This window comes from Streptomyces chiangmaiensis, assembly GCF_036281785.1.
In the GTDB taxonomy this organism is placed as follows: Bacteria; Actinomycetota; Actinomycetes; order Streptomycetales; family Streptomycetaceae; genus Streptomyces; species Streptomyces chiangmaiensis.
Genome location: NZ_JAYWVC010000031.1, coordinates 21514 through 46291, shown reverse-complemented (window position 1 = coordinate 46291; position 24778 = coordinate 21514). Strand labels below are relative to the sequence as shown.

The 24778-nt window shown below is 71.2% G+C and carries 19 protein-coding genes, 1 tRNA gene and 1 pseudogene; 14 read left to right on the top strand and 7 right to left on the bottom strand.

Features of this window, described 5'->3' with window-relative positions; translation table 11 throughout:
• Nucleotides 1–132 precede the first annotated feature (132 nt).
• The 6 genes from tmk to VXC91_RS12995 all read left to right on the top strand — a co-directional run bounded on the left by tmk (nt 133) and on the right by VXC91_RS12995 (nt 10589).
• Nucleotides 133–3303, top strand: a complete 3171-nt coding sequence (gene tmk, locus VXC91_RS13020) for a dTMP kinase (protein WP_329507310.1) — start codon at nt 133–135, stop codon at nt 3301–3303.
• A 188-nt stretch (nt 3304–3491) separates the two neighbouring features.
• Nucleotides 3492–4697 (top strand): DNA polymerase III subunit delta', encoded by a 1206-nt coding sequence (locus tag VXC91_RS13015; protein ID WP_329507309.1) that lies wholly within the window; start codon nt 3492–3494, stop codon nt 4695–4697.
• Between the two features lie 150 nt (nt 4698–4847).
• A complete protein-coding gene (locus VXC91_RS13010) occupies nt 4848–6470 on the top strand; it encodes an alpha/beta hydrolase (RefSeq protein WP_329507308.1) in 1623 nt (540 codons plus the stop codon).
• Between the two features lie 107 nt (nt 6471–6577).
• Nucleotides 6578–6654 (top strand) — tRNA-Thr (locus VXC91_RS13005).
• Between the two features lie 479 nt (nt 6655–7133).
• On the top strand, nt 7134–9941 hold the full coding sequence (locus VXC91_RS13000) for an AfsR/SARP family transcriptional regulator (RefSeq protein ID WP_329507307.1): 2808 nt from the start codon (nt 7134–7136) through the stop codon (nt 9939–9941).
• Between the two features lie 51 nt (nt 9942–9992).
• Entirely contained in the window at nt 9993–10589 is a 597-nt protein-coding gene (locus VXC91_RS12995) for a hypothetical protein (RefSeq protein ID WP_329507306.1), read from the top strand.
• A gap of 59 nt (nt 10590–10648) precedes the next feature.
• Here VXC91_RS12995 and VXC91_RS12990 read toward each other — a convergent pair whose 3' ends face one another.
• The gene (locus VXC91_RS12990; RefSeq protein ID WP_329507305.1) at nt 10649–11308 is read right to left on the bottom strand and encodes an NADPH-dependent FMN reductase; all 660 of its coding nucleotides are present in this window, start codon (nt 11306–11308) and stop codon (nt 10649–10651) included.
• A 168-nt stretch (nt 11309–11476) separates the two neighbouring features.
• On the opposite strand from VXC91_RS12990, the gene VXC91_RS12985 reads away from it, so the two are divergent.
• Nucleotides 11477–12688, top strand: coding sequence for a hypothetical protein (locus VXC91_RS12985; RefSeq protein WP_329507304.1), 1212 nt, complete (start codon nt 11477–11479; stop codon nt 12686–12688).
• A 272-nt stretch (nt 12689–12960) separates the two neighbouring features.
• Nucleotides 12961–13446, top strand: coding sequence for a MarR family winged helix-turn-helix transcriptional regulator (locus tag VXC91_RS12980; protein ID WP_329507303.1), 486 nt, complete (start codon nt 12961–12963; stop codon nt 13444–13446).
• A 504-nt stretch (nt 13447–13950) separates the two neighbouring features.
• On the opposite strand, the gene VXC91_RS12975 is transcribed toward VXC91_RS12980, so the two are convergent.
• Complete coding sequence (locus VXC91_RS12975) at nt 13951–14781, bottom strand: RNA methyltransferase (protein ID WP_408057377.1); 831 nt, start codon at nt 14779–14781, stop codon at nt 13951–13953.
• Nucleotides 14782–15453: 672 nt separating this feature from the next.
• On the opposite strand from VXC91_RS12975, the gene VXC91_RS12970 reads away from it, so the two are divergent.
• Together VXC91_RS12970 and VXC91_RS12965 are read left to right on the top strand one after the other, a co-directional pair.
• The gene (locus VXC91_RS12970) at nt 15454–16365 is read left to right on the top strand and encodes a glycosyltransferase family 2 protein (protein ID WP_329507301.1); all 912 of its coding nucleotides are present in this window, start codon (nt 15454–15456) and stop codon (nt 16363–16365) included.
• A 275-nt stretch (nt 16366–16640) separates the two neighbouring features.
• Nucleotides 16641–18032, top strand: a complete 1392-nt coding sequence (locus VXC91_RS12965; RefSeq protein ID WP_329507300.1) for a tetratricopeptide repeat protein — start codon at nt 16641–16643, stop codon at nt 18030–18032.
• 57 nt (nt 18033–18089) lie between these two features.
• On the opposite strand, the gene VXC91_RS12960 is transcribed toward VXC91_RS12965, so the two are convergent.
• On the bottom strand, nt 18090–19787 hold the full coding sequence (locus VXC91_RS12960; protein ID WP_329507299.1) for a bifunctional 3'-5' exonuclease/DNA polymerase: 1698 nt from the start codon (nt 19785–19787) through the stop codon (nt 18090–18092).
• Nucleotides 19788–19843: 56 nt separating this feature from the next.
• Nucleotides 19844–20578, bottom strand: coding sequence for a Clp protease N-terminal domain-containing protein (locus tag VXC91_RS12955; protein WP_329507298.1), 735 nt, complete (start codon nt 20576–20578; stop codon nt 19844–19846).
• A 148-nt stretch (nt 20579–20726) separates the two neighbouring features.
• Between VXC91_RS12955 and VXC91_RS12950 the strand changes: the two genes are divergently transcribed.
• The gene (locus tag VXC91_RS12950; RefSeq protein ID WP_329507297.1) at nt 20727–21845 is read left to right on the top strand and encodes a DUF2786 domain-containing protein; all 1119 of its coding nucleotides are present in this window, start codon (nt 20727–20729) and stop codon (nt 21843–21845) included.
• A 7-nt stretch (nt 21846–21852) separates the two neighbouring features.
• On the opposite strand, the gene VXC91_RS12945 is transcribed toward VXC91_RS12950, so the two are convergent.
• The 3 genes and pseudogenes from VXC91_RS12945 to VXC91_RS12935 form a co-directional block, all read right to left on the bottom strand.
• Complete coding sequence (locus VXC91_RS12945) at nt 21853–22359, bottom strand: DUF4232 domain-containing protein (protein ID WP_329507296.1); 507 nt, start codon at nt 22357–22359, stop codon at nt 21853–21855.
• Between the two features lie 128 nt (nt 22360–22487).
• Nucleotides 22488–23003, bottom strand: a complete 516-nt coding sequence (locus VXC91_RS12940; RefSeq protein WP_329507295.1) for a hypothetical protein — start codon at nt 23001–23003, stop codon at nt 22488–22490.
• Between the two features lie 49 nt (nt 23004–23052).
• Nucleotides 23053–23350 (bottom strand): annotated as a pseudogene (locus tag VXC91_RS12935) (30S ribosomal protein S14).
• 168 nt (nt 23351–23518) lie between these two features.
• Between VXC91_RS12935 and VXC91_RS12930 the strand changes: the two are divergent.
• Genes VXC91_RS12930 through VXC91_RS12920 form a run of 3 tightly spaced genes read left to right on the top strand, consistent with a single transcriptional unit; the run spans nt 23519 to nt 24718 of the window.
• Nucleotides 23519–23890 carry a VOC family protein gene (locus VXC91_RS12930; protein ID WP_329507294.1) on the top strand — a complete coding sequence of 124 codons (372 nt, stop codon included), beginning with the start codon at nt 23519–23521 and terminating at the stop codon, nt 23888–23890.
• Nucleotides 23891–23900: 10 nt separating this feature from the next.
• Nucleotides 23901–24260, top strand: a complete 360-nt coding sequence (locus tag VXC91_RS12925; protein WP_329507293.1) for an ArsR/SmtB family transcription factor — start codon at nt 23901–23903, stop codon at nt 24258–24260.
• On the top strand, nt 24257–24718 hold the full coding sequence (locus tag VXC91_RS12920) for an SRPBCC family protein (RefSeq protein ID WP_329507292.1): 462 nt from the start codon (nt 24257–24259) through the stop codon (nt 24716–24718). Before VXC91_RS12925 ends, VXC91_RS12920 begins: the two co-directional genes overlap by 4 nt.
• The last annotated feature ends 60 nt before the right edge of the window (nt 24719–24778 follow it).

Sequence of the window (24778 nt, the reverse complement as noted above, 5' to 3'; positions counted from 1 at the left end):
CGCCGGTTGCGCGGACCGGACACGTCGTGGGCCGAGCGCACGGAGCCCGCTCAGGCATCAGTTTGGTGTCGGGGCGGGCGTACGTTCGGACGGCTGCCCCGGGCTGTCCGCGGCTGCCGATAGGCTGAAAGCATGACGCGAGCCGAGCAGCCAACGGCCCACCACCCGGCCCCCGACGACGCCCTGGTCGCCGATTCCCGCGAGCGCGCCGTCCACGCTCTGCTGCGCCGGCCGCAGCTGAAGCGGCTGTGGAGTGCCCAGCTCGTCGGCGGTGTCGGCGACTTCCTTGCCCTGCTCGTCCTGGTCGCGCTGGCCCTCCAGGCGGCCATCGCCGTCGGCTCCTTCGGCGGTGGCTACCGGGGCGTGGCGTTCGCGATCGCGGCCGTCTTCGGCGCGCGGCTCCTTGCCACCCTGCTCTTCGGGGCCGTCCTGCTCGGCCCGCTCAGCGCGCTGACGTCCCAGGAGGGCCCCCTCGACCGCCGCTGGACCATGGTCGGCGCGGACGGACTGCGGGCTGCCCTGCTGATCGTCGCCCCGCTGTGGATCGACTGGACCCCGGACAACGCGCTCGCGGTCCTGCTGGTCACCGCCTTCCTGACCGGTGTGGCCGAGCGCTTCTGGACGGTGTGCCGCGAGAGCGCGGCGCCCGCACTGCTGCCCGCGCCGCCCCTGGAGGGCGCGACCGTACGCCCTCTGCCGGACCACATGGACGCGCTGCGGCGCCTGTCGCTGCGCACGGGATTCGTCGCGGTCCCGCTGGCCGCCGCGGTGCTCGTCGTCGTGTCGCTGGTGAACAACCTGCTGGGGACAGGCGTCGCCTGGTTCGCCCAGCACCAGGTGGCCCTCGCCTCGTACGTCGCGGCCGGTCTGTTCGCCGCCTCCCTGTCGGTGGTCACCTCCCTCGAACTTCCCGACATCCGCACCCCGCGCCCGCGGTCGCCGCTTGAGGGCCTTCGCCTTCCCCGGACAGGCACGGGCGCCGACAAGGGCCGTACGGGCGCCATCCCGCTGCTGGTACTCGCCTGCGCCGTCGTCGCCGGAGCGGTCGCGGCCGTCGTCGCGGTCTCCGTCCTTCAGGCCAAGGACCTGGGCGGCGGTCCGGTGATGTACGGCCTGCTGGTCCTCGCGCTGACCGGCGGCACCGTCGCCGGTATCCGTACGGCACCCCGCATGCTGCCGTCGCTGTCGCGGCGCCGGCTGCTCGCGCTGGCGACCGCCTTCAGTGGCGTCGCACTGCTTGCCGCCGGGCTCGTCCCGGACGTCACCACCGTGCTGTTCATCGTGGCGCTCGCGGGCGTCGGCGCCGGCGTCGCCGCCAACACCGGGCACACGCTGCTCGACCAGGAGGCGGAGGATCACCGGCGGGCGCGGACGACCGAGCACCTGCAGGCGGTCGTCCGGGTCGTCGTGGCCCTGGGCGCGCTGGTGGCTCCGGTCGTGGCCGGGGCGATCGGACCGCACCGGCTGGAGAACGGCAGGTTCGTCTTCGCGCACGGCGGCGCCGCCTTCACGCTGATGCTGGTCGGCGCGCTGCTGCTGCCCGTGGCCGCGCTCGTCCTCGCCAAGGTCGACGACCGCTCCGGGGTGCCACTGCGGCACGACCTGCGCGACGCGCTGCGCGGCGGAGACGACCCGGTGGAGGCGCCGGGTACGAACGGATTCTTCATCGCCCTGGAGGGCGGCGACGGTGCCGGCAAGTCCACCCAGTCCGAGGCGCTCGCCGAGTGGATCCGCGCCAAGGGGCACGAGGTCGTGCTGACCCGGGAGCCCGGCGCGACGCCGGTCGGGAAGCGGCTGCGGTCGATCCTGCTGGACGTCTCCAGCGCCGGTCTGTCGCATCGCGCGGAGACGCTGCTGTACGCGGCGGACCGCGCGGAGCACGTGGACACGGTCGTACGGCCGGCACTGGAGCGGGGCGCGGTCGTGATCTCGGACCGCTACATCGACTCGTCCGTGGCCTACCAGGGGGCGGGCCGCGACCTGTCCCCGACCGAGATCGCCCGCATCAACCGGTGGGCGACCAACGGTCTCGTGCCTCATCTGACCGTCCTGCTGGACGTGGCGCCGGAGACAGCGCGTGAGCGGTTCACGGAGGCTCCGGACCGGCTGGAATCGGAGCCGGCCGAGTTCCATGCGCGCGTGCGATCCGGATTCCTCACGCTGGCCGCGGCCGACCCCGGGCGCTACCTGGTCGTCGACGCCGGGCAGGAGCCCGAGGCGGTCACGACCGTGATCCGGCACCGGCTCGACCAGATGCTCCCGCTGTCCGAGGCCGAGGTGGCGGCTCAGGAGGAGGCGCGCAGAAAGGCCGAGGAGGAGGCCCGGCGCAGAGCCGAGGAGGAGGCCGCGCGCAAGGCCGAGGAGGAGCGGCTGGAGCGTGAGCGCCAGGAGCGGCTCGCCGAGCTGCGCGCCGAGGAGGAGGAGCGCAAGCGGCGCGAGCTGGAGGAGGCGCAGCGCCGCGAGGCCGAGCGGCAGGCGGAGGAGGCTCGGCAGCGTGCCGAGGAAGCCCGTCGGCGCGCCGAGGAGGAGCAGGCGCGGCTGCTCGTGGAGGAACAGGCACGGGCTGCCGAGGAGGCGCGCCGGAAGGCCGAGGAGGAGCGACGGCGCAAGCAGGCCGAGGAGGAGGCACGGCTTCGGGCCGAGGCCGACGCGCGCCGCCTGGAGAAGCAGCGGAAGGCCGAGGAGGCGCTGCTGCGGGCCGAGGAGGCACGCCGGACCGCGTCCGAGGCGGCGGCTTCGGCCGCCGCGGGGGTGTCGGGTCCGGCCGGTCCCGGAACCAGCAGGACGGGGGGCGTCTCCTCGTCCGCTTCAGGCGAGGCCGGCGCAGCTTCCTCGGCCGAAACCTCGCCGGACAACGAGATCACCGTTCCGACGCCGCTCGTGACGCCGGACGAGGGGCTGGGCAGGCCGGTGGACGAGACCGCCGTCCTGCCGCCGGTGCGCCCGCGCGAGACCGATGCGGAGACCACGGCGAAGCTGCCGAAGCCGCCCGTGGTGCCGGGTGCGTCGGACGAGACGGCGGTCCTGCCGCCCGTACGGGACGACGGTGCTGTTGATCCGGTGGACCGGGTGCCGCCGGGCTTCTTCCGTGACGAGCGTCCGGCGCCGCGGCCCGACGGGGCCGAGGACCGCACGCGCGAGCTGCCGCAGATGGATGCGGAGGGCCGCCCCCTGCACCGTTCCCGTCCGGACTGGGCGGAGGAGACGCCGCTCGACGACCTTCCGACGCTGGCGGACGAGCTGCTCGGCCCGCCGGAGGACGAGGACTGGGACGACGGCATGGGCCGGGGACGACGCCGCTGAGACGGAGGCGCCCTCGGCCTGTGCCGGGGACTCTCGGGCTCCGTGGTGCGGCAGAGAACCATGGCGCCCGCCGTTCGTCCCGGCGGCGAATCCGCCTGGCCCTCGGTGTGGGTGCGTCCGTGTGATGTCAGTGGTGAGCCGCACAATGGACGCCGATAGGGCGAAGCGCGACGGAAGGGCGGTGTCCCGTGACCGTGTGGGACGACCTGGTGGGCCAGGAGAAGGTGAGCGAGCAGCTCGACGCGGCTGCCCGTGACGCCGACGCCCTGGTCACCGCGGCCGCCACCGACGCCCCGCCGCCCGAGGCGTCGAGGATGACGCACGCCTGGCTGTTCACGGGCCCGCCCGGGGCGGGGCGTTCGCAGACGGCGCGGGCGTTCGCCGCGGCACTCCAGTGCGTGAGCCCGGATCGTGCGCTCGGGGGTGCCCCGGGCTGCGGCTTCTGCGACGGCTGCCACACCACCCTGGTCGGCACGCACGCGGACGTGACCACGGTCGCCGCCGTAGGCGCTCAGATTCTTGCCGCCGACATGCGCGACACGGTGCGAAAATCGTTCACCTCGCCGGCGAACGGCCGCTGGCAGGTGATTCTCGTCGAGGACGCCGAACGCCTGAACGAGAAGTCGGCCAACGCGGTCCTGAAGGCGGTCGAGGAACCCGCCCCCCGGACAGTGTGGCTGCTGTGCGCCCCATCGCTGGAGGATGTCCTGCCGACGATCCGCTCCCGTTGCCGCCACCTGAACCTGCGCACGCCCTCCGTGGAGGCGGTCGCGGACACTCTCATGCGGCGCGACGGCATCGAACCGAAGATCGCGGCAGCCGCCGCCCGCGCCACACAGGGCCACGTGGACCGGGCCCGCCGGCTGGCCACGGACGAGCGTGCCCGCGCACGACGCGCCGAGGTGCTGAGACTCCCGCTGCGGATCGACGACATCGGAGGCTGCCTCAGGGCCGCCCAGGAGCTGGTCGACGCGGCCACAGAGGACTCCAAGGAACTCGCGGAAGAGATCGACGTCAAGGAGACCGAGGAGCTCAAGGCAGCGCTCGGCGCGGCGCAGGGCGGTCGGCTGCCACGCGGTACCGCCGGCGTGATGAAGGAGCTGGAGGAGAAACAGAAGCGCCGGAGAACACGTACCCAGCGCGACAGCCTGGATCAGGCCCTCACCGACCTCACGGGCTTCTACCGCGACGTCCTCGCCCTCCAGTTCGGCTCCCGCGTGGCCGTCGCCAACATGGACACCGAGGACGCCCTGGACCGCCTGGCACGTGGCAGCACGCCGGAGTCGACGCTGCGCCGTATCGAGGCGATCGCCGCGTGCCGGGACGCCCTGGACCGCAATGTGGCGCCCTTGCTGGCGGTGGAGGCGATGACGATGGCACTGCGGGCGGGGTGAGGAAAGGCGCCAGGAGAACGACGAGGTGCGTCTGGGGACGGCGTGCCCCCTGGAACAGCAAACATGGCTTGCAGCGGACCGAGGTCACTCGTACGAAGTGCCTATTCCACTTAGCGTGACCAATCGATCGCACAGGGTTACGCTCACGGGATGCACACCAGGCGCATTCACGGACCGTCCCGCCGTCCCCACCCTTCCCGCCTTCTGTCGTCCCTCCGCCCGTTCCATCCGACGCGGACGCACAGCACGTTGCTGGCCGCCGCCGCTCTGCTCGTCTCGGCATGCTCCCCGGGGAGTTCGACGACCACGACGGCGGAGGTGGCGTTGCCCGCGCTGCCCCGGTTCACGCCGTCGGCGCTCGCCCCCTACTATGCGCAGAAGCTGACCTGGCGCAGCTGTGGAGTCGCCGGCTTCGAGTGCTCCACGCTGAAGACCCCGCGCGACTACGACGAACCCGCTTCGGGCGACGTCAAGCTGGCCGTCACCCGCAAGAAGGCCACGGGCCAGGGCAAGCCGCTCGGCTCCCTGCTGGTGAATCCGGGCGGGCCGGGCGGGTCGGCGGTCGGTTATCTGCAGCAGTACGCGGGGGTCGGCTACCCCGCGGAGATCCGCGCGCGCTACGACATGGTCGCCTTCGACCCGCGCGGTGTGGCCCGCAGCGAGCCGGTCGAGTGTCTCGACGGCCCCCACATGGATGCCTACGCGCGGACCGACATGACTCCCGACGACCAGAAGGAGACGAACCTGCTGGTCGAGGCGTACCGGCTCTTCGCGGAGGGCTGCGGGCGGCACTCCGCGGACCTGCTGCGCCATGTCTCCACGGTCGAGGTGGCCCGTGACATGGACATCCTCCGTGCGGTGCTCGGCGACCAGAAGCTGAACTACGTCGGGGCCTCGTACGGGACGTTTCTCGGGGCGACGTACGCGGGACTGTTCCCGGAGCGGGTCGGTCGACTGGTGCTGGACGGCGCGATGGACCCGTCCCTGTCCGCGCTCAGGACGAACGAGGACCAGACGGCGGGCTTCGAGACGGCGTTCCAGTCCTTCGCCAAGGACTGTGTACGGCAGCCGAACTGCCCGCTGGGCGGCCCGGGCACCCCACCGGCGAAGGTCGGCGACAACCTCAAGGCGTTCTTCAAGAAGCTCGACGCGTCCCCCGTCCCCACCGGCGACGCCGGCGGCCGCAAGCTCGGCGAAGCCCTGGCCACCACCGGAGTGATCGCCGCGATGTACGACCAGGCGGCCTGGCCCCAGCTGCGGGCGGCGCTGACCTCGGCGATGAAGAAGAAGGACGGCGCCGGGCTGCTCCTGCTGTCGGACAGCTACTACGAGCGGGGCGTGGACGGCAGGTACTCGAACCTCATGTTCGCGAACGCGGCCGTGAACTGTCTGGACCTGCCACCTGCGTTCTCGAACCCACAGGACGTGGAACGGGCGCTCCCGGCGTTCGAGAAGGCGTCACCGGTGTTCGGGGAGGTGCTGGCATGGTCGTCTCTGAGCTGTGCGTACTGGCCGGTCAGGGCGACCGGGCAGCCGCACCGCATCCAGGCCAAGGGAGCGGCGCCGATCGTGGTGGTGGGCACGACCCGCGATCCGGCGACCCCGTACCCCTGGGCGCAGTCCCTCGCCGCCCAGCTCACCTCCGGCAGGCTCCTGACCTATGACGGCGACGGCCACACGGCGTACGGCCGCGGCAGCAAGTGCATCGATGCGGCGGTCGACGCATATCTGCTGCGGGGCACGCAGCCGGAGGAGGGAAAGCGCTGCTCATAGAGGTCGCGGCACGGCCTGGAGCGGCGCTTTGAAGGCGTGGTCGGAGCACTCCCGGAAACTGTGTAGACTTACCGACGTTGCTGATCGCACCATAGTGCGGACAGCGTGCCGCTTTAGCTCAGATGGCCAGAGCAACGCACTCGTAATGCGTAGGTCTCGGGTTCGAATCCCGAAAGCGGCTCCACCCAGATCCCAGCCCAGAGTAGCTCTGAGCTGGGGTTTTTCGTTCAGCGGAGGCGGTGGCGACGCTGAGCACGGGCCGCGCGACGGTCCTTGGTCTCAGGTCCGTGGCCGCACGCCGGCGATGGCGGCCCAGGAGTTCGCCCGTCTGCGCGTAGAGGAACCTGACACCCTCGCCCCGCGCGGTCGCCGTGAGGGCCGCCAGGGACAGAACCTCTGTCTCACACCTTGTATCTCGATTGCTCATGGAATTGACGACTTCCGCACACGTCGCCCGTCCATCGGTCCGGCGGCGGCCCTCCCCTCGTACAGCCGCCGCCGGACGTTCTCGATGGTCACTTGCAAACGGTCACGCGAGGCGCTGCAATGCAGATGAAATTTCGATGATGCGCGGCGAAGCGGAGGCTTCGGGTGGACGGTGCGTCTTCGCACGGGCTTCGGCTCGCGGTGCTCGGGCCGGTACGGGCGTGGCGCGGAAGTACGGTGTTGGACCTCGGGCCGGTCCGGCGGCAGGCCGTACTGGCCGCACTGGCGCTTCGTCCTGGCATCCTGATCAGTCACGAACAACTGCTCGACGGAATCTGGGGGGAAAATCCTCCGAAAACCGGGCGGAGCGTGCTGCCGAGCTATGTCTATGCGCTGCGAAGAGCGCTCGATCCCGCCGACCGTCCGGTCTCGGTGATCCGCAGCGGACAGGGCGGCTACCGCTTCGTCGCCGACGGCCTCCGGCTCGATGTGACGGATCTGGCCGAGTGGCTCGACGGCGCTCAGCGTGCGCAGGCGGCGGGCGATCTGCCCACCGCACTGGACTGTTTTTCCGCGGCACTTGGCCTGTTTCGCGGTGATCCTTTGGCCGGTCTCCCCGGCCCGTTCGCCGACGTCGAACGGCAGCGGCTGTCCGAGCGCCTGCGCACGGTGCGCGTGGCACGGCTCGAATGCCTGGTCCTGCTCGGCCGGTTCACCGATGCCCTGGACGAACTCGCCGCCCTGTCGGCGTCCAGTCCGTACGACGAGTCGCTCGCGATGCTGCGCATGCGCGCCCTGTACGGCAGCGAGCGTCAGGCGGAGGCGCTGAAGATCTATCGGGACACGAGCGAGCGTCTGCGAAAGGAGCTCGGGGTCGATCCCGGCGCTGAACTCCGCCGCGTACACGAAGCGGTGCTGCGCCGGGACGACGTACGCCTCCTCGGCCCGGCCGCAGCGCCTCCCGACCGGCCCCGGCCCCAGTCTCGCCGCACGGTGAACGAACTGCCGGGCGACGCCGGCCACTTGATCGGACGGGAAGTCGAACTGGCACAGCTGATCGCGCCGTCCGCGCCCGGATCCGTGTCGATCGTGACAGTGGACGGTACGGCCGGGATCGGCAAGACTGCGCTCGTCGTCCGCGCGGCCCGTGAGCTCAGCGTTGATTACCCGGACGGCTGCCTGTTCGTGGACCTCCGCGCGCACAGTACGCAGCGGCGTCAATCGCCGCAGCAGGCGCTGCAGCGACTGCTGCGATCGCTCGGCGCGGTCAAAGGCGAGTTGCCGAGCAGCCTCGAAGAACTCACCGCCGCCTGGCGCGCGGCAACCAGCCCACTACGACTGCTCCTCGTGCTGGACGACGCCCTGGACGCCGAACAGATACGGCCGCTGCTGCCCGCGGGAGCAGGAAGCAGGGTGCTGGTGGCGGGCCGACGGCGGCTGGCCGAACTGGACGCTGACCGACGGGTCACCCTGGAGCCCCTGGAGAGCCGGGACGCGGTGTCCCTGCTCACGCACATCATCGGTCAGGAGCGCGCGGGCAGGGAGCCGGTGGCGACGCGGCGGCTGGTCGGGCTGTGCGACGGGCTGCCGCTGGCACTGCGCATCGCCGGGTCGCGGTTGCAGAACCGCAGCACCTGGACGGTGGAGCACTTGGTGGGCCGCATGGCGGGCGACGAGCGCCGGCTCGGTGAACTGAGCGTCGGGGATCGCAGCGTGGAGGCGGCCTTCAGCCTGTCGTACGAACAGCTCGCACCCGAGCAGCAGCGCGGATTCCGTGCCCTGGGCATGGCACCGACGGTGGAGTTCGACGTGCTGACAGCGGCGACCATGCTCGATGGGCCGGTCCACGACACCGAGCGGATCCTGGAAAGCCTGGTCGACACGAGTCTTCTGCAGCAGCCGCGTCCGGGCCGTTACCGCATGCACGACCTGGTTCGCGTGCACGCACGACGCCTCGCGGAAGCCACGCCCGCCGAAGCCGCCGCCGCACACTCGGCCGCACTCCGCCTCTACCTGGACGCGGCCCGGCTCGCCAGCGACTGGGACCCCGCCGGTTTCCCCACCGGACCCCGACCCACTGAAGCACCGTTCACGCATTGGAAGGACGCGGAGGCCTGGCTGGACGCGGCCGGTGGAGAGCTCGCCGACGTCGTCGCACACGCTGCGGCCTTCGGCGAGGCCGACTACGCCTGCTGGATTGCCGAGGCGCTGTGTGACTACTTCGTACGGCAGGGTCGGTACCACGAGAGCCAGACGGCTCTGGAGATTGCACTCACGCACGTGGACGAGGCCACCGACCGGCGGATGGCCGCCGCGGTGCGGATCTGCCTGGGCTACACCGGCGTACACCAACGCCAGTACAGGCAGGCCCACAGCCTGTTCACCGAGGCACTGGACCTCAGCCGGCGTCACTCCGACCCGGGCGGAGAGGCCGGGGCTCTGACCGGGCTGGGGGCTGTCGACCTGAGTGTGGGCGAGGGCGACCGGGCCATTCCCCATCTCACCGCGGCGGTGGAACTGTCCCGGCGGCTGCACAACGACTGGCTCGCTTGGATGGCACTCGTCGTTCTCGGCCTCGTCCACTGCTTGAGGCGACGGAACGAGGAGGCGCTGGCCTGCTTTGCCGACGCCTATACCCACGCCGAGGCGGACGGCAGGCCGCGCATGCTCGGCAGGGTCCTGAGCTGCGCCGCCGACGTCCACCTCCGCCTCGGCCACTACCGTGAGGCCAAGAGCCGGCTCCGCGAGGCGGTTCAGCTGGGGCAGCGGGTCGGGGACATCTTCCTCTGTGCGCGCAGCCTGACCCGACTGGGCACGGCGGAGCAAGGCGAGGGGAACCTGAACGCGGCCATAGCCCTCCATCACCAGGCCATCCTCCAGCACCAGTTGCTGAACCCGCTCACCGAACCCAGCTGCGACTGGCTGGAGATGGACATCCGTAGCCGTCTGGGCCGCGCGTACGTGGCGACAGGCCGCGTCCGCGCGGCGCACGAGCAGTTCCAGGCCGTGCTCGATGTGCACAGCCGCCCGCGCGCACCGCGCTGACCGCGCACATGGCGACTGGGGCCTTCACACACGCAGAGGGAGGAGCAGCGCATGGCTCGGGTAAGGCTGTCCGGACTGCGAGGCGGCAGCCGAGTCCACTTCCTTCTCGCCTGGGTCCTGTGCGTGCTCGCGCTGCTGCTCACGGCGGCGACCTGGCTGCCCGGACCCAACAAGGTCCCCTTCGCTGCCGTGGGCTTCGTGTTCGTCGCGATCTTTCCCGTCTTCGGCGCCGCCCTGCTGCGGGCCTTGATCTCCGACGGCGGCAGAAACCTGCTCGGCACGGCGAACAGCCGGCGTATGTCCCGGTTCGTGCGGAGCCTGTCGATCGGCCTGAAGTGCTCGTACGTGGCGGTGTTCCTCGTGGCGCTGTCGGCCGTCGCGACCGGAGGTGGTACCGCGCACGACGCCAAGACCGACGGGCACGGTGGCTACTACTACACCCGGTACGACAAGTCGGAGCGGCGCAGCGAAGAGGTCGTGCTGACGGAGAACGAGTACCACGAGGCCAACAAGGCCCAGGCCCGCATCTTCGCCTCCCTGTCCGCCGTCTTCCACGCAACGGGCGGCTTTCTGGTCCTCGTGGCCGCCTCGCCCGAGGCGACCCGGCGGGCAGAGAACGAATCGGAGACGGCGTCAGGCACCGGCTGAGCCCCGCGCGAGCTGCTGTGGGGTTTCAGCGCAACATCGCGCCTCACGGCATCCCGGGATCAATCCTCGGCCCGTTGGGTGATGGCTGCCTCGGTGCGGTCCCCCAGGAACTCGTACCACCGGCGTTCCAGACAGACGTAACGTACGTCCGCCTCGACGAGGCTGAGGAAAGCCGACACGGTATCGGTGAGACGTTGCTGCAGCCCCGGGTCGGCCAGCGTTCCGTCCTCGGCGAAGGCCTGGTAGCTATCGGCCAGGCTGAACATGTCCGGGTAGACGCGGGTGCCCAGGTGCTCCAGGGGAATCCTCAGAGTCCACAGCCCGCGGTTGCCGCCGATCAGGGACGGCGAGGCGGAGACGAGCAGGGCGTGCTTGGTCTTGAACGGCTGCGGCCGGACACGGGAGACCCAGTCGATCGCGTTCTTCAGCACTCCTGGCACGGAGGCGTTGTACTCCGGCGAGGAGATGACGAAGGCGTCGCTCTGCTCGAGTCGGTCACGCAGGGCGAGGGCGCCTTGCGGCAATCCCTTGGTGACCTCCATGTCGCCGTCGTACAAGGGCATGTCGAAGTCGCGCATGGCGGCGAGGTCAACGGTGGCACCGGTGTCGGAGACGAGCTGGGCCACGAGGGCGGCGAGGCGGACGTTGGTCGAATCCGCCCGCAGTGCCGCGCCGAAGACCAGGACCCGTAGCGGGCCGGGAAGTGCGTCCGCGGGCATGGCTCGGTCCTCCTTCCGTCGTGGGCACGCGCCCCGGGCGGGGCACCCCACTGACCAGTGTGGTTCCGTGCGGGCCGCCCTGCGACCGTGATTCGTATGTGATCAAAGACCCGTAGTCTCCACCTGCTGGGGGACGTGCGGGATGCGCGATCAAAGACGGGGACGGTCATGACATATGGGCGCGCTGCGATATCCGCACCGGTCGGAGGTCTGCTGATCACGGCGCTTCTGTGGTGGGCGGGGGCGAGTGCGCACGCGCTGTATCTGCCGGGCACCGTCGACGTGCTCGGCGGTCAGAGTGCCGCCGAGCTCCAACGCTGGCTCACCCCATGGTCGTACGACTCTCCCGCATCACTCCGGTTCGGCCCCGAGGTGTCCGGCGGCATCGGGGACCCAGCCGGCACCGACGGCACTCGCTACCTCGCCCTCTATCGCACGGCGCTGCAGATCCGGTTCGGCGCGGTCTTCGTCTTCTTCGTGGCCGGGGTGCTGCTCCTGGTCCGCAGGCTGCCGCCGGTGCACAGTCGGTGGTTCGCCACCCTGTCGGCGGTGTGGGCCTGGGGTCTGGTGGCCGGAACGCTGGCGGTGACCGTCTCCGCGCCGTGGCTGATCGCTTCGCAGGGGCACGGCAGTTACCGCCTGCTGCCGCAACTGGCGAGCGTGATCTCGTCCGGGCGGCAGATCCTGGTGGTGACCGCGCTGGTCACGGCGGTGGGAACGGTGCTCGTGGCCCGGGTCACCGCGAAGGGCGCCGATGCGCCGGTGCAGGAGGCCGTCTCGGCGCGCACCGCTCGTCTGGCCGCCACCGTCGGGACCGCGGTCGTCGCGGTGTCCCTCGTGGTCCTCTCGCACCAGTCGGTCGCCGCTCGCCTCCAGTCGATCTCCCTGCACAACGGGCTGCTCGCGGAACCGGGCGACCTGCTGCGCCAGTGGCTGCTGCTCGGCGCCTGGACAGGTCCGGCGGGTACTCCGCTCGGCGACTGGCTCCTGTACCGGGGCGCCGACGTGCTGCTGCTCGCCGTGGTGTGGTGGGCACTGTGGCGGCTGCCCCTCCTGCTGACTCGAGCCACCGTACCGGCGATGGCCCTCGGCGCGGTGTGCGCGACCGTCCTGGGGCTGCTGGCGAGCCAACTGTTGCGGATGGCCACGGACGGGACGGGCTTGCACTGGGGGTTGATCCACCTGCCCGCCGGCATCGGTGACGGCGTCCCGGCGGCGCTGACCTTCGGCCTGGTGGCGGGAGGCGCGGCCGCCGTGACGTTGCGGCTCGCCGCGGACCGTGCTGAGGCGACCGGGGCTATGGCGTCCACCCAGGGTTCTGCGCGCTCCCAGGAGCAGAACGATAGAACCGTCCCCGGACCGAGATCCGACAACTCGTGATGCGTCCGACAACTCGTGAGAGATGCGTAGGTCTCGAATTCGAATTCCGGAAGCGGCTCCGTCGGAAACCCCGGCCAGAAGGGCTCCTGGCCGGGGTCTTTCGTTGAGCTTTCCGCAGGCCGCTGTGGCCTGGCGGCACTGTTGACGTGATCGAAGGGGCATGCCGGCCGCCGGACAGCGCCGTGCTGGTGCCGACCACCTCTGTGGACGACGACTCCCAGTTGTTTCAGGCGATACTGTATCGAATGAAAGGGCGGTTGTAGTGTGGCTTCATGACCGCTGACGCTCCTCACCCCACCACCCCCGTGCGTGCGACCGACCGCCCCGGGGACGCCTCGCCTTTCGCTCTCGGTCTGCTGCTGCGTCGGGCGCACTGGCGCGCCGCCACGGTGATGACGGAGGCGCTCCGGCCGCTCGGCATCGAGTTGCGGCATTTCGCCGTGCTGATCGTGCTGGTCGACCGCGGGCCCACGGTGCAGCGGGACTTGGCGGCGGCGACGGGGACGGACAAGGCGGGAATCATGCGAGTCGTGGACGACCTGGAGCGTAAGGGACTGGCCATACGCAAGTCCGTTCCGGGGGACCGACGGGCGCGGGCAGTGGAGATCACGCCTCAGGGCCTCGAGCTTTTCGATGCGGCACATGTGGCGGCGGAGCCGCTGGCCGTGCGTTTGGTCGCCGGACTGGAGCCCGGCGACTCCGAGCAACTCACGGATCTGCTGACCCGGTTTGCTCATCCCGCGGACAAAGGGGCGTAAGCGCACCCGTATGACGGTTGCCGGCCGACCGTGACATGGACGATGTCCGTACGAAGCTGCCCGACCGGGGCATTCGGGCGCCGCCGTCTGGTGAACGAGGACGACCTTGAGCTCGGTCGGACGGAACGCGGGAAACAGCACGACGGGTGTTCTGCCCGGCGGTGACGCACTGGCAGTGCCGGGAAACGCGGTCAGTACGACCAGTGCAGCGATCACGACCCGAAGCCAGGACACTCCACGCATCGGACACCGTCCCATCGCCGCCGCGGCTGCCGCTCGTCGCGGGCCACTGCAGCTCACCGCAGGCAGGCGGTCTCGCCTGCGCGACGACCGACAAGAGAGCAGGACCGGCCACCCGGACCCACCCTCGATCATCGACGGTGGTGAGCCGTCACGGTCGGTGTGCCCCCGCCACCGCCGACTGCCATCCGGACCCACGGCCCGCCGGGCGGTGATGCGAGCGCTCTCCGCGCGCGCCCGGCCTCGGTGAACGGATTCTCCGCGCTACCGGGACGCCATGCGCTGCCGCACGGCCTCGTAGGTGAAGAGGGCGGCCGACACGGCCACGTTGAGCGAGTCCACCTGACCGAACATCGGGATCTTCGCCTTGGTGTGGCGGCCCCCCAGCCACCGGTCCGACAGGCCGTACTTCTCGCTGCCGACGAGGATCGCCGTGGGCCCGGTCATGTCGACGTCGGCCATCATGAGGTCCGTGTCGGGGGTCGTGGCGACGACGTTCACCGCGTGCTCGGCGAGCCAGCGCACGACGTCCTCCGACTCTGCCGAGGCGATCGGGACGGCGAACACAGTGCCCTTGCTGGCCCGGATCACGTTGGGATTGCCCCAGTCCGTCACGGGGTCCGCCGAGATGACGGCGCTCACGCCGGCCGCGTCCGCGGTGCGCAGTATCGAGCCCAGGTTGCCGGGCTTCTCGACGCTCTCGCAGACGAGGAAGAGGGCCCGGTCGTCGACCTCGATGCGGGAGAGATCGGTCTCGATGTCCGGCACGACGGCGAGCCAGCCGTCGGGGCCCTCCCGGTAGGCGGCCTTGTCGAAGGCCTGCCGGCTGAGGCTGAACAGGGCGGACCCGCGCTCGGCCGCACGGGCCACGACGTCGCGGGGGTCGGACCCGCCGGTCAGGGCGGGGCAGAAATACAGCTCGCGGGGACGGACGCCGGCTCGCAGAGCGAGATCCAGTTCCTCATAACCTTCCACGAGGGTCACTCCGGAATTCTGCCTGTTCCGTCGGCGACGAAGAGCGGCGAGTTCCTTTACATGAGGGTTGCTCGGGCTGGAAATTTCCTTGGGCGAACCAACCCGCGGGATGGACGGCATCGGTGGTGGGAATCACGGCGCCTTTCCGGCTCCGATCCTCCGCCCCCTTTCTCGTGTTTCCTGTGCACTGCGCGCGGTCGTGGCCAGGGTACCCGACCCGTTGGGGGGCCGCTCCGCGCCCGCCAACTGGCCGCCTGACCGGGTCGCTTGCGCAGGACACGGCCGCAAGGCCGTCCGGCCCAGGGCGAATTCCACGGGGTGTGCACGGCGCACCGTGATGAGTCGTATTCGCCGGCGAATTCACCGAGTCCTGTTCCGGATGACGGACGGGACAAGAGGCGGCCGGGAAAGACCGCCGGCGTGGACGGGAAGAAAGGCGGAAGGCGGAAGGCAAGGCCGGTGGAATGCGAGTCCTGTGGAGGCTGCGGTGGGACGGCTGTGCGCGTCCGGCGCGGAATGCGGGCCATCCGGCCGCACGACGGCGTCCTCCGCAGGTGCTGCGAGCGCGGCCCCTTCCCGTGGAACCGGGCGGTGCGGCGTGCGGCGGCAGGGCGAGTTCGGCACCCGTCGGACGCAGAGCCGGCGAAAGAAGGCCGCGTCACGGGGATGGCGAACCCCGCGGTCCGCCCTGAAAATCATCCACAGCAAGGAGAACCGGCGTCCGTGAGGCGTCCTCTCAGTGAACGGTTAGCATCGCGTTCCACAATCGTCGGCCGGGATGGGGTGGGTGTCGTGTCACAGACGGAGCCGGAGCCGAGACCTCGAATCGCCGTCGCCGTCGTGACCATGGGCAACCGGCCCGCAGAGGTCGACGCCCTCCTCACGTCCGTGGCCAAGCAGGACCTCGCCCCTTCCCGCATCATCGTCGTCGGCAACGGCTGCCCCCTGCCCGAGTTCGCCGAGCGCCTCGGCCTGCCCGGTGAGATCACCTGCGTGGAGGTCGACGAGAACCTCGGCTGCCCGGGCGGCCGTAACGTGGCCCTCGCCCGGCTGCGGGAGTTCGGAGATGTCGACGTCGTGGTCGAACTCGACGACGACGGGCTGCTCGTCGACGCCGACGTACTGCGAGGCGTACGGGATCTGTACGCCGACGACCCGAGGCTCGGCATCGTCGGGTTCCGTATCGCCGACGAGCACGGCGAGACCCAGCGCCGGCACGTGCCGCGGGTCGGGGCCGCCGACCCGATGCGCGGCGGTCCGGTGACCGGCTTCCTCGGCGGCGGGCACGCGCTGTCCATGGCGATGCTCGCAAAGATCGGTGACTGGCCCGCCGAGTTCTTCTTCGCACACGAGGAGACGGACCTCGCATGGCGGGCCGTCGACGGCGGCTGGACCGTGCTGTACGCGCCCGAACTGCTGCTCCAGCACCCGAAGACCTCGCCCGCGCGGCATGCCATCTACTACCGGGTGACGGCACGGAACCGTGTGTGGCTCGTGCGGCGGCGTCTGCCCCTTCCCCTCATCCCCGTCCACCTCGGGGTGTGGATCGCGGTGACCCTTCTGAGGACCCGATCGGTGGGCGGGCTGAAGGCGTGGTTCGGCGGGTTCGTGGAGGGGCTGCGGACCCCGGCGGGCGAGCGGCGTCCGATACGGTGGCGCACGGTGTGGCGGCTCACCAGGCTCGGCCGGCCGCCGGTGATATAGCCGACGAGTGCCGGGTCCCGCGTATGCGGCTCCGCGAGCACCGGTACCGCGGGGGCGGGGCGACGACGCACGGACGCGCGGGCACGGGACGGCGAAGGGCCCGGTCGTTCACCTCTGCCGACCGGGTCCTTGTGTGGTCCCGGATCCGGCCACGGCGGCGACACTCCCCCGAGCTACGCGTCTACGCGCGCGCCGTCGGGCCAGATCCGATGAAGGGATCACATCAGGCCACGCCAACGGATCGCTAACATATGGCCAACGGCTTCCGAGGAGCCGTGAGCCGGACGGCCTCGGACCGGGAGCCCGACCGGGACGCGGCACACGCCCTCGGCCGTATCGGCGTCCTGGACCTCCCTGCCTACGGGGCGCCCCTGCTCGCTCACCTCCTCGGCACGGACGAACGCCGTGCCGAGGCCGCCCTCGACCGGCTCGTCGACGTCGCGCTGCTGGAGGAGACCGCGTACGGGCGCTACGCGCCCCACGACCTCGTCCGGGATTTCGCTCGCGAGACCGCGAGGGGCGGGGGCGCCGCGGAGACAGACCGCACGGCCGCCGATCTCGCCCTGCGCTGGTACAGCGCCGTGGCCGCACGGGCCTTCGAAGCCATCGTCGAGCCGGGCGCGGAGCGCGAGGACCGACTCCGGGTGACACCGTCACAGCCCGAGACGCACCGTGCGGACGTGGCGGCCGTCGCCGCCTTCGGCTCCGCACAGGCCGCCGCCGACTGGATCGGCCTGGAGCTGGAGAACATGGTCGCGCTCGTGGAGCGCCACGCGGACACCTCCGCACAAGTGCCCCTGCTCGTCCGCAGGATCGCCTCGCACCTCCAACGCCGCGGGCGGGTCGCGGAGTTGGAGGTGCCGGTGGATGCCGCCCTGCGCGGAGCGCGCCGGCTGGGGGACACGGCCGCGGAGGCATACGCGCTCCTGGACCTGGCGGGGGTGCACTTCCTGAAGGGCCACGGGAGAGACGCACTCGCCCTGCTGGACCAGGCGCTGGAGATCTGGCGGCGGCTGGACCACCTCTCCTGCCTGTGCCGCGGCCTCAACAACCGGGCCCTGCTCCTGGAGAGCCTCGGCCGGTACGAGGAGACCGGCGAGGCGCTGCGGCAGTGCCTGGAGTACACGCGTGTCCTGAACGACCCGATGCAGGAGGCCATCACCTACAGCAACCTCGGCAATCTGTACGAGCACACGGACCCGCGGGCCGCCATCGGCCACCACCGCCGGAGCCTGGAGATCGGGGAGCGGATCGGGCATGTCATCGTTCGCCACTCCGCGCACTGCAACATCGGTTTCGCCCATCTCACTCTCGGCGAACCGGACGCCGCCCTACCGCACTTCGAGGAGAGTCTGCGCGTGCTCGGCGGGCACGGGCACGGGCACTGGCAGGGCGAGGCGCAGACCCGGCTCGGGCTGGTGCGGGCATTGCGGGGGCGGGGGGACGCCGGGCGGGCCGCGCACGAGTGCGATGTGCTGCTGACCCTCGCCGCCCGACACGGCGACTGCTACACAGAGGGGCTCGCCCGGCACCAGCGGGGCCTGCTCCACCGGGCGGAGGGTGACGCCGAGGAGGCCCGTCGGCAGTGGGAGTCCGCCCTCGTCGCGCTGGACGCGACAGACAGCCCGGTGGCCGGGGAGCTCAGGGAACTGCTGGCGGAAGGCTGAGCCGGGCGGGACGGCGGGTCCGCTGCACGGACGCCCCCGCAGACCGTGTGCGCCTCGTCATTTCGCGTCCGCGTAGCACTCCACGACGGCCGTCGTGAACGGAATCCGTACCGGGGTCTCGCCGAACGTCAGCCGCATCGCCAGGTCCGAGGCCTCCTGTATCGCCGCGACCACCGTGTCCGCCTCCTCGGCCGGGCAGTGCACGATGACCTCGTCGTGCTGGAAGAAGACCAGCTCGGCGGCGAGGCTCGCGCAGGCACGGCGCAGCGCGGCGAGCATCAACAGGGCCCAGTCCGCGGCACTGCCCTGCACGACGAAGTTGCGCGCGAAGCGGCCGCGGGCACGGGAGTTGGTGGAGGCGTACCCCGGTATCCACTGCTGGGATTCCTCGGTCGCCGCCGAGGGGCCACCCTCCTGCGGAATGCCCGCCTCCTCCGTCGCGTCCTCCGAGGCCCCGGCGGCCGGCGGTGATGTGCGTCCGAGCCAGGTGCGGACGAGACGGCCCTCCTCGCCCGCGCGGGCCGCGTCGTCGACATACGCGACGGCCTTGGGGAAGCGGCGGCGCAAAGCGGCGAGGTTCTTCAGGCCGTCACCGGAGGTCTGGCCGTAGATCGCGCCCAGAACGGCGAGTTTCGCCTGGGCGCGGTCCCCGGAGAACGCCCGGTCGGACACCGATTGGTACAGGTCCTCGTCGCGGCCCCCCACCTCCATGAACGCCGGGTCGCGCGAGATGGCGGCCAGGACACGCGGTTCCATCTGGGCGGCGTCGGCCACGACCAGCCGCCAGTCCGGGTCGGCGACCACGGCGCGCCGGATGACCTTGGGGATCTGCAGGGCGCCGCCGCCGTTGGTGACCCAGCGGCCGGTGACCGTGCCGCCCGGCAGGTACTCGGGCCGGAAACGACCGTCGCGTACCCAGTCCTGCAGCCAGGACCAGCCGTGGGCGACCCAGATGCGGTACAGCTTCTTGTACTCCAGCAGGGGTTTCACGGCGGGATGGTCGATGGACTCGATCTCCCAGCGGCGGGTGGACTGCACCCGGACACCGGCCCGGGCGAAGGCCTTGACGACGTCGGCGGGCAGGTCGGGCCGGACCCGGCGGCCGAAGGCGGCCGACACTTCTTCGGCCAGCTCGGCCAGCCGCCGAGGCTCACCGCCGCCCGCGTAGCGCTCGCCGAGCAGGTCGTGCAGCAGCTCGCGGTGGACGTCCGCGCTCCACGGCAGCCCGGACCGGTTCATCTCGCCGGCCACCAGCATGCCGGCCGACTCGGCGGCGGTGAGCAGACGCATGCGGTCCGGGTGCGCGGTGGTCTCGTGCCGGCGCTGCTGGTCCGCGTACACCTCGACGAGGTCCCGGAGGGGGAGGTGGACGGGGCTGGGTTCGAAGAGGGAGGACTGCGAGCCGGGCTCGGCGGACCGCGGCGGGGGGTCCGGCGGTACGGGGCCGCCGCGCAGCCGGGCCAGCGCGGCGGCAGCCGACCGGGGCTCGCCGAGGCGTCCCTCGTGGCCCAGGAGGAGGGTCTCGACGGCCTCGACGTCGTAGCACCGGTCGACCCGCACCCCCGTGGCGAGCAGACGCGGCTGGACGTCGGCGGTGGACCGCCACACCCACCGGGTGACCTCAGGCCGCGCCCGGACGGCCTCGACGAGATCCCCCTCCTTGACCACGGGCCCGGCGAGCAGCCCGTCCGGGCCGAGGGCGGCGACCTCCGCGCCACCGTCCTCGGCCGGAGCGAGAGCCCAGCGCCCGGTCATGCTGCGAGTGTGGCAGGGGGGTCTGACAACGGGCCGGGATGTGCTGTCCGGACAGCTCAGCCCTCTTGTGAGAGCTGCTTGCGGATGTCGTCCAGCTCCTTGAGCACCTGCACCTCCGTCGCGTCCTTGCCGATGCCGAGGCCGGCCAGCAGGCCTTCGCCGTTCTCCAGCTCGAGGAGCGCGAGGAGGATGTGCTCGGTGCCGATGTAGTTGTGCCCCAGGCGGAGCGCCTCCCTGAAGGTGAGTTCGAGCGCCTTCTTCGCGGCGGGGGAGTACGGCACGAGTTCGGGGGCGTCGTCGGCGCGGGGCGGGAGGGCGGCGGTCGCCGCCTCGCTCACCGCGTCCAGCGAGACCCCTTGCGCGACGATCGCTTTGGCCGCGAGCGCCTCCGGCTCGGTGAGGAGCCCGAGGACGAGGTGTTCGGGGACGGTCTCGGCGTTGCCTGCGGACTTCGCCTTGCTGTGCGCGCTGATGACCACGTTGCGCGCGCGGAGGGTGTACCGGCTGAACCCCTGGTTGGGATCGAGGTCAGCGGACTCCTTGGGCACGAAGCGCTTCTGGGCCGCCTGCCGGGTGACGCCCATGCTCTTGCCGATGTCGGTCCAGGACGCGCCCGAACGCCGGGCCTGGTCCACGAAGTGGCCGATCAGATGGTCGGCCACGTCTCCGAGGTGCTCCGCGGCGATCACCGCGTCCTGGAGCTGGTCGAGCGCGTCCGTGTGGACCTTCTTGATGGCTGCGATGAGGTCGTCGAGACGCAGGTTCGCTGTGCTGTTCGGCTTCTCCGTCATATGTCAACCGTAGGTTGACACCCCATGAGTGTCAATCAGAAGTTGACACCCTGCGCGACCTGTCTGTGCCCCTTCGGTGGCGAGCCGTCGACGGTCTCGGGGGAGGACGCCGACGGGTCCCGGCGCACTTCGTGTCACGATCGAACGCGTGAGTACGACGACCACCGTGGACCGCGCCTTCCGGGCCGCCCTCTATGACGACAGCGACGCGGCCCTGGACACCGGCGCCTCGCTGCTCGCCGCCGACCCCGCGGCCGACGCCGAACTCGCGCGGCGAGGTGAGCAGTTCGTGGCCGGGGCCTGGCAGCGCGGCTGGCAGCCCGCCGACGTCGTACGCATCGTGCGCCGCGAACTGGACGCACCCCATGTGCGTATCGTGTCGGCTCTGATCCTTCAGGAGGCCGGGCAGCGCACACCTCCCGGTCCGCGTTGGGCCGCCCAGTTGCGCGACCTCGACGCGGAGCCCCCGGGAGCCCCCGACCGCTTCTCGCACGCCACCGCCGTTCTGGAGCTGTACCGCCTGCTCCTGCGGCTGCCCGTCCTCGAACCCCTCGAGGCGCTCCGGCAGGACGCCGCACCGCAGCAGCCGGAGACACGCATGCTCACCCGTATCCGGGCCCTGCTCGCGAAGGCGGAGGCGACCGGCTACCCCGAGGAGGCGGAGGCGCTCAGTGCCAAGGCGCAGGAACTGATGGCGCGGCACAGCATCGACGAGGCACTGCTCGCGGCCCGTACGCATGCCGGGGACGCCCCCGGCGCCTGCCGTATCGGCGTCGAGCCGCCGTACGAGACGGCCAAGGCGGTGCTCCTGGACGCGGTGGCGACGGCGAACCGCTGCCGGGCCGTGTGGCACGAGGCCCTGGCCTTCTCCACGGTCATCGGCTTCGAACCCGACCTGGAGGCCGTCGAACTCCTCTACACCTCGCTGCTCGTGCAGGCCACCGCGGCGATGGCGAAGGCGGAGGCGGCGGAGCGCAAGGGTGGTCGGAAGCGTACGAAGACGTTCCGGCAGTCGTTCCTGGCCGCCTACGCGCACCGTATCGGCGACCGGCTGCGGGCCGCCGCCGAGGGGCAGGTCGCGGAGAGCGAGGGCGACCTGTTGCCGGTGCTCGCGGCCCGGGACGTGGCCGTCGCCGACCGGATGGAGCGGATGTTCCCGGACACGGTCACCACTCGGCTGCGCGGGGCCGGCGACGCGGTCGGATGGGAACAGGGGGCCGCTGCCGCCGACCGGGCGCAGGTGGCGGGGCGGCCCCGGCTCGCCTGAGTGCGGGTCAGTCTCCCGCGACCTGGACGGGGCTCACCGTGGCGTCCGGGGTCTTTGCGCCCTTCAGCGCCACATCGCCGTACGACCACGGGTGGCTCCCCGCGTCGCCGGCGCCCGGGACGGTGATCTTCACGGTCTTGACCGGGGCGCTTCGGGACCCGCCGTTCCCGCGGACGTACGTGATGGTGAAGGTCGCCGTCTCGTCCTTCTGCAGCGTCACCTCGGCCGGCTGCGCGCCCTCCTCGTCGGCAACGGTCCAGGCGGAGTCGCCGTCCCTCAGTTCGACACCGGGGAAGCCCTTCAAGGTGCACGTCTTGCTGTCGCGGTTCGTGAGGGTGACCGGGACGTTGCCGGTGTCGCCCGCGCTGGTGGCGGCATTGCCGGGACCGACCTCGACGGCGATACGACAGGCGGCGGCGTCCTTGCCGTCGTCACCGCTCTCGCTGTCGCAGGCGGTCAGGGCCATGGCCGCGGCGACGGCGGTGACGGTGAGGCGGACGTGAAGGGTGCGCATGAAGGTCCTCTGGGTCGTGACGATGTGCATGGATCATCACGCAGACGGGCGGGGCGGGGTTGCGCGCCCCCTGTCGCCGCGTGCGCCCTGAGTCCCGGATCCCGCGGCCCGTTGCCCGACGTCGGAGGTCAGGATCCCAGGCTCGCCGTCGGCAGCCCGCTCGGCAGTGTGCCGCCCTCGGCCTTCATATAGATCTCGGCGCCGATGCCGCCCTGCCACGTCACCTTCATGTTCTGGGAGTTGACCGAGTCGACCGTCCCGGTCCCGCGGTTGTCCGTGCCACCGGTGCACTTGAGGCGGATCGTCTGCTTGCCCGCCTCCTCGCCCGCGGTGCCGGTGCAGACGGAGCCGCCCGTCTCGAAGAGTCCCGCCTGCTCGCCGGTGATCACCAGTGCCACGGCTTTGCCGCCCGTCGTGGCCAGCCAGCTGCCCTCCAGCTTCCCGGCCTTGGCGCCCGGCGTGCCGGAGCCCCCGCCGGTGTCCGCCGTGGAGGCGGACGCGCTCGGCGTGGACGCCTCACCGCTCGCGGAGCCGCTGCCCTCGGAGTCGCCGCTGCAGCCGGTCAGCACGAGAGCGGTCGCCAGACCCGCGGCGGCCGTCAGTGCGATGCGCGCCTGCCGGCGCGTGACGGGGGTCGCTGTCACTGAAGTCTCCCAAGGTTGCCGATGAGGTCATGGGGACGGTCGCAGCAAGCTACCAGCCGGACGTCTGGACGCCGGGGAGGTGTCCGGCGTGCGCTTGCTCACGCGGACCGACCTGATACGTGCTGAAGGCGAGGGTGCGGTCGCGTCGTCCGCCGTCCCACTCGAGCACCCTGGTGGCACTCGCGTCGCGCGGCTGCCTGCACAACTCCCGCCGGCCGGCGAGCCGCGAGGCCTCCGCCGCCGACGCACGGCCGGTGATCCGCTGCGGTCGGGCCCATCCCTCGGCGTACCGCGCGACGACCGCCGCGACGCTTCTCGATCCACGCGAATCTGCTTTTCTTCGCCATACCGACCCCGCGCCCCCTCGGATCTTCACGCCATGGGCACGAATCCGGGCCCCGGCGGCTTCGGCATCTCCGGAAGCCCGGCGCTGCCGCCCTGCTCGTGTGGCAGGCCCATGGGTAGGAGTTTTCCTACGCTTGACGGGTAGGGAATTCCCTACCTAATGTGGCCGCATGACCGTCACACACGCCTCTTTCGTCACCCTCCCTGTCACCGACCAGGACCGCGCCCTGCGCTTCTACACCGAGGTCCTGGGCTTCGAGATCGCCGCCGACCTGCACATGCCACAGGGGCGGTGGCTTCAGGTCGCCCCCAAGGGTGCGCAGACCGTCTTCACGCTCTCCGGTCCCGGAATGGGCGATTTCGAGCCCGGCTCGACCCGGGGGATCATGTTGGTCACGACCGATGTCGACGCCGACTGCGCACGGCTGGCCGAGGCGGGGGTGTCCGTGCACGGCCCGGACGATCTCCCGTGGGGCCGGATGGCGTCCTTCCAGGACCCCGACGGCAACGGTCTGATGCTGCTGACGGAGGCTCAGGGATAGGGAGTCCGGCATGACCACGACCGGGGCCGGGGCGGACACCGCCGCCGAGGACCGCGTCTTCGCCGCGCTCGCCAACGGCACGCGCCGTGAGGTGCTGCGCCTGCTGCGCGAAGAGGGGCCGCAGCCCGTCCAGGCCCTGGCCGGCCGCTTCGACATACGACGTCCGAGCCTCTCGGAGCACCTCAAGGTGCTCCGAGAGGCCGGCCTCGTCTCCGAACAGCGCTACGGCCGGCAGCGCATCTACCGTCTGGAGGCTGCACCGCTCGCCGAGGTGCAGGACTGGCTCCATCCGTACGAGCGGTTCTGGCGGCAGCGGCTGCGCGGGCTCGGCGAGCTGCTCGACCGTATGCCCGACGATGACTGGCCATGAGCACCGCGCCCGACGACGACCTCACCACGATCCGCGTCGACCAGTTCCTGCCGCATCCGCCGGCCAAGGTCTGGCGTGCCCTGACCGAGCCCGCACTGCTGGCCCAGTGGCAGATGCCGGGCTCCGAGAACTTCCGGCTCGAAGTGGGGCACCGGTACACGATGACCTCGGTGCCACGGCCGAACTCCCGGTTCTCCGGCACCGTCGACGTGCAGATTCTCGCCTATGAGTCCGAGCGGATGCTGCGCGTGAGGTGGGCCGACGCCGACCCCGCCAATCCCGCGGACTGGACCATCACATGGACATTGGAACAGGAAGGCCGCGGTACGCGTCTCTTCCTAGTGCATGAAGGGTTCGACCCGGACGACCCGGCACAGATGATGGCGCGGACGATCATGCACGGGGGCTGGAGGTCGCATGTAACGCGAGCTCTGGGGCAGACGCTTGACCGACTGTAGTCAGGCCGCAGTCGAGCAGTAGTCAAGGGACTGTAAAAGCTGTAACCGCAGGAACACCCC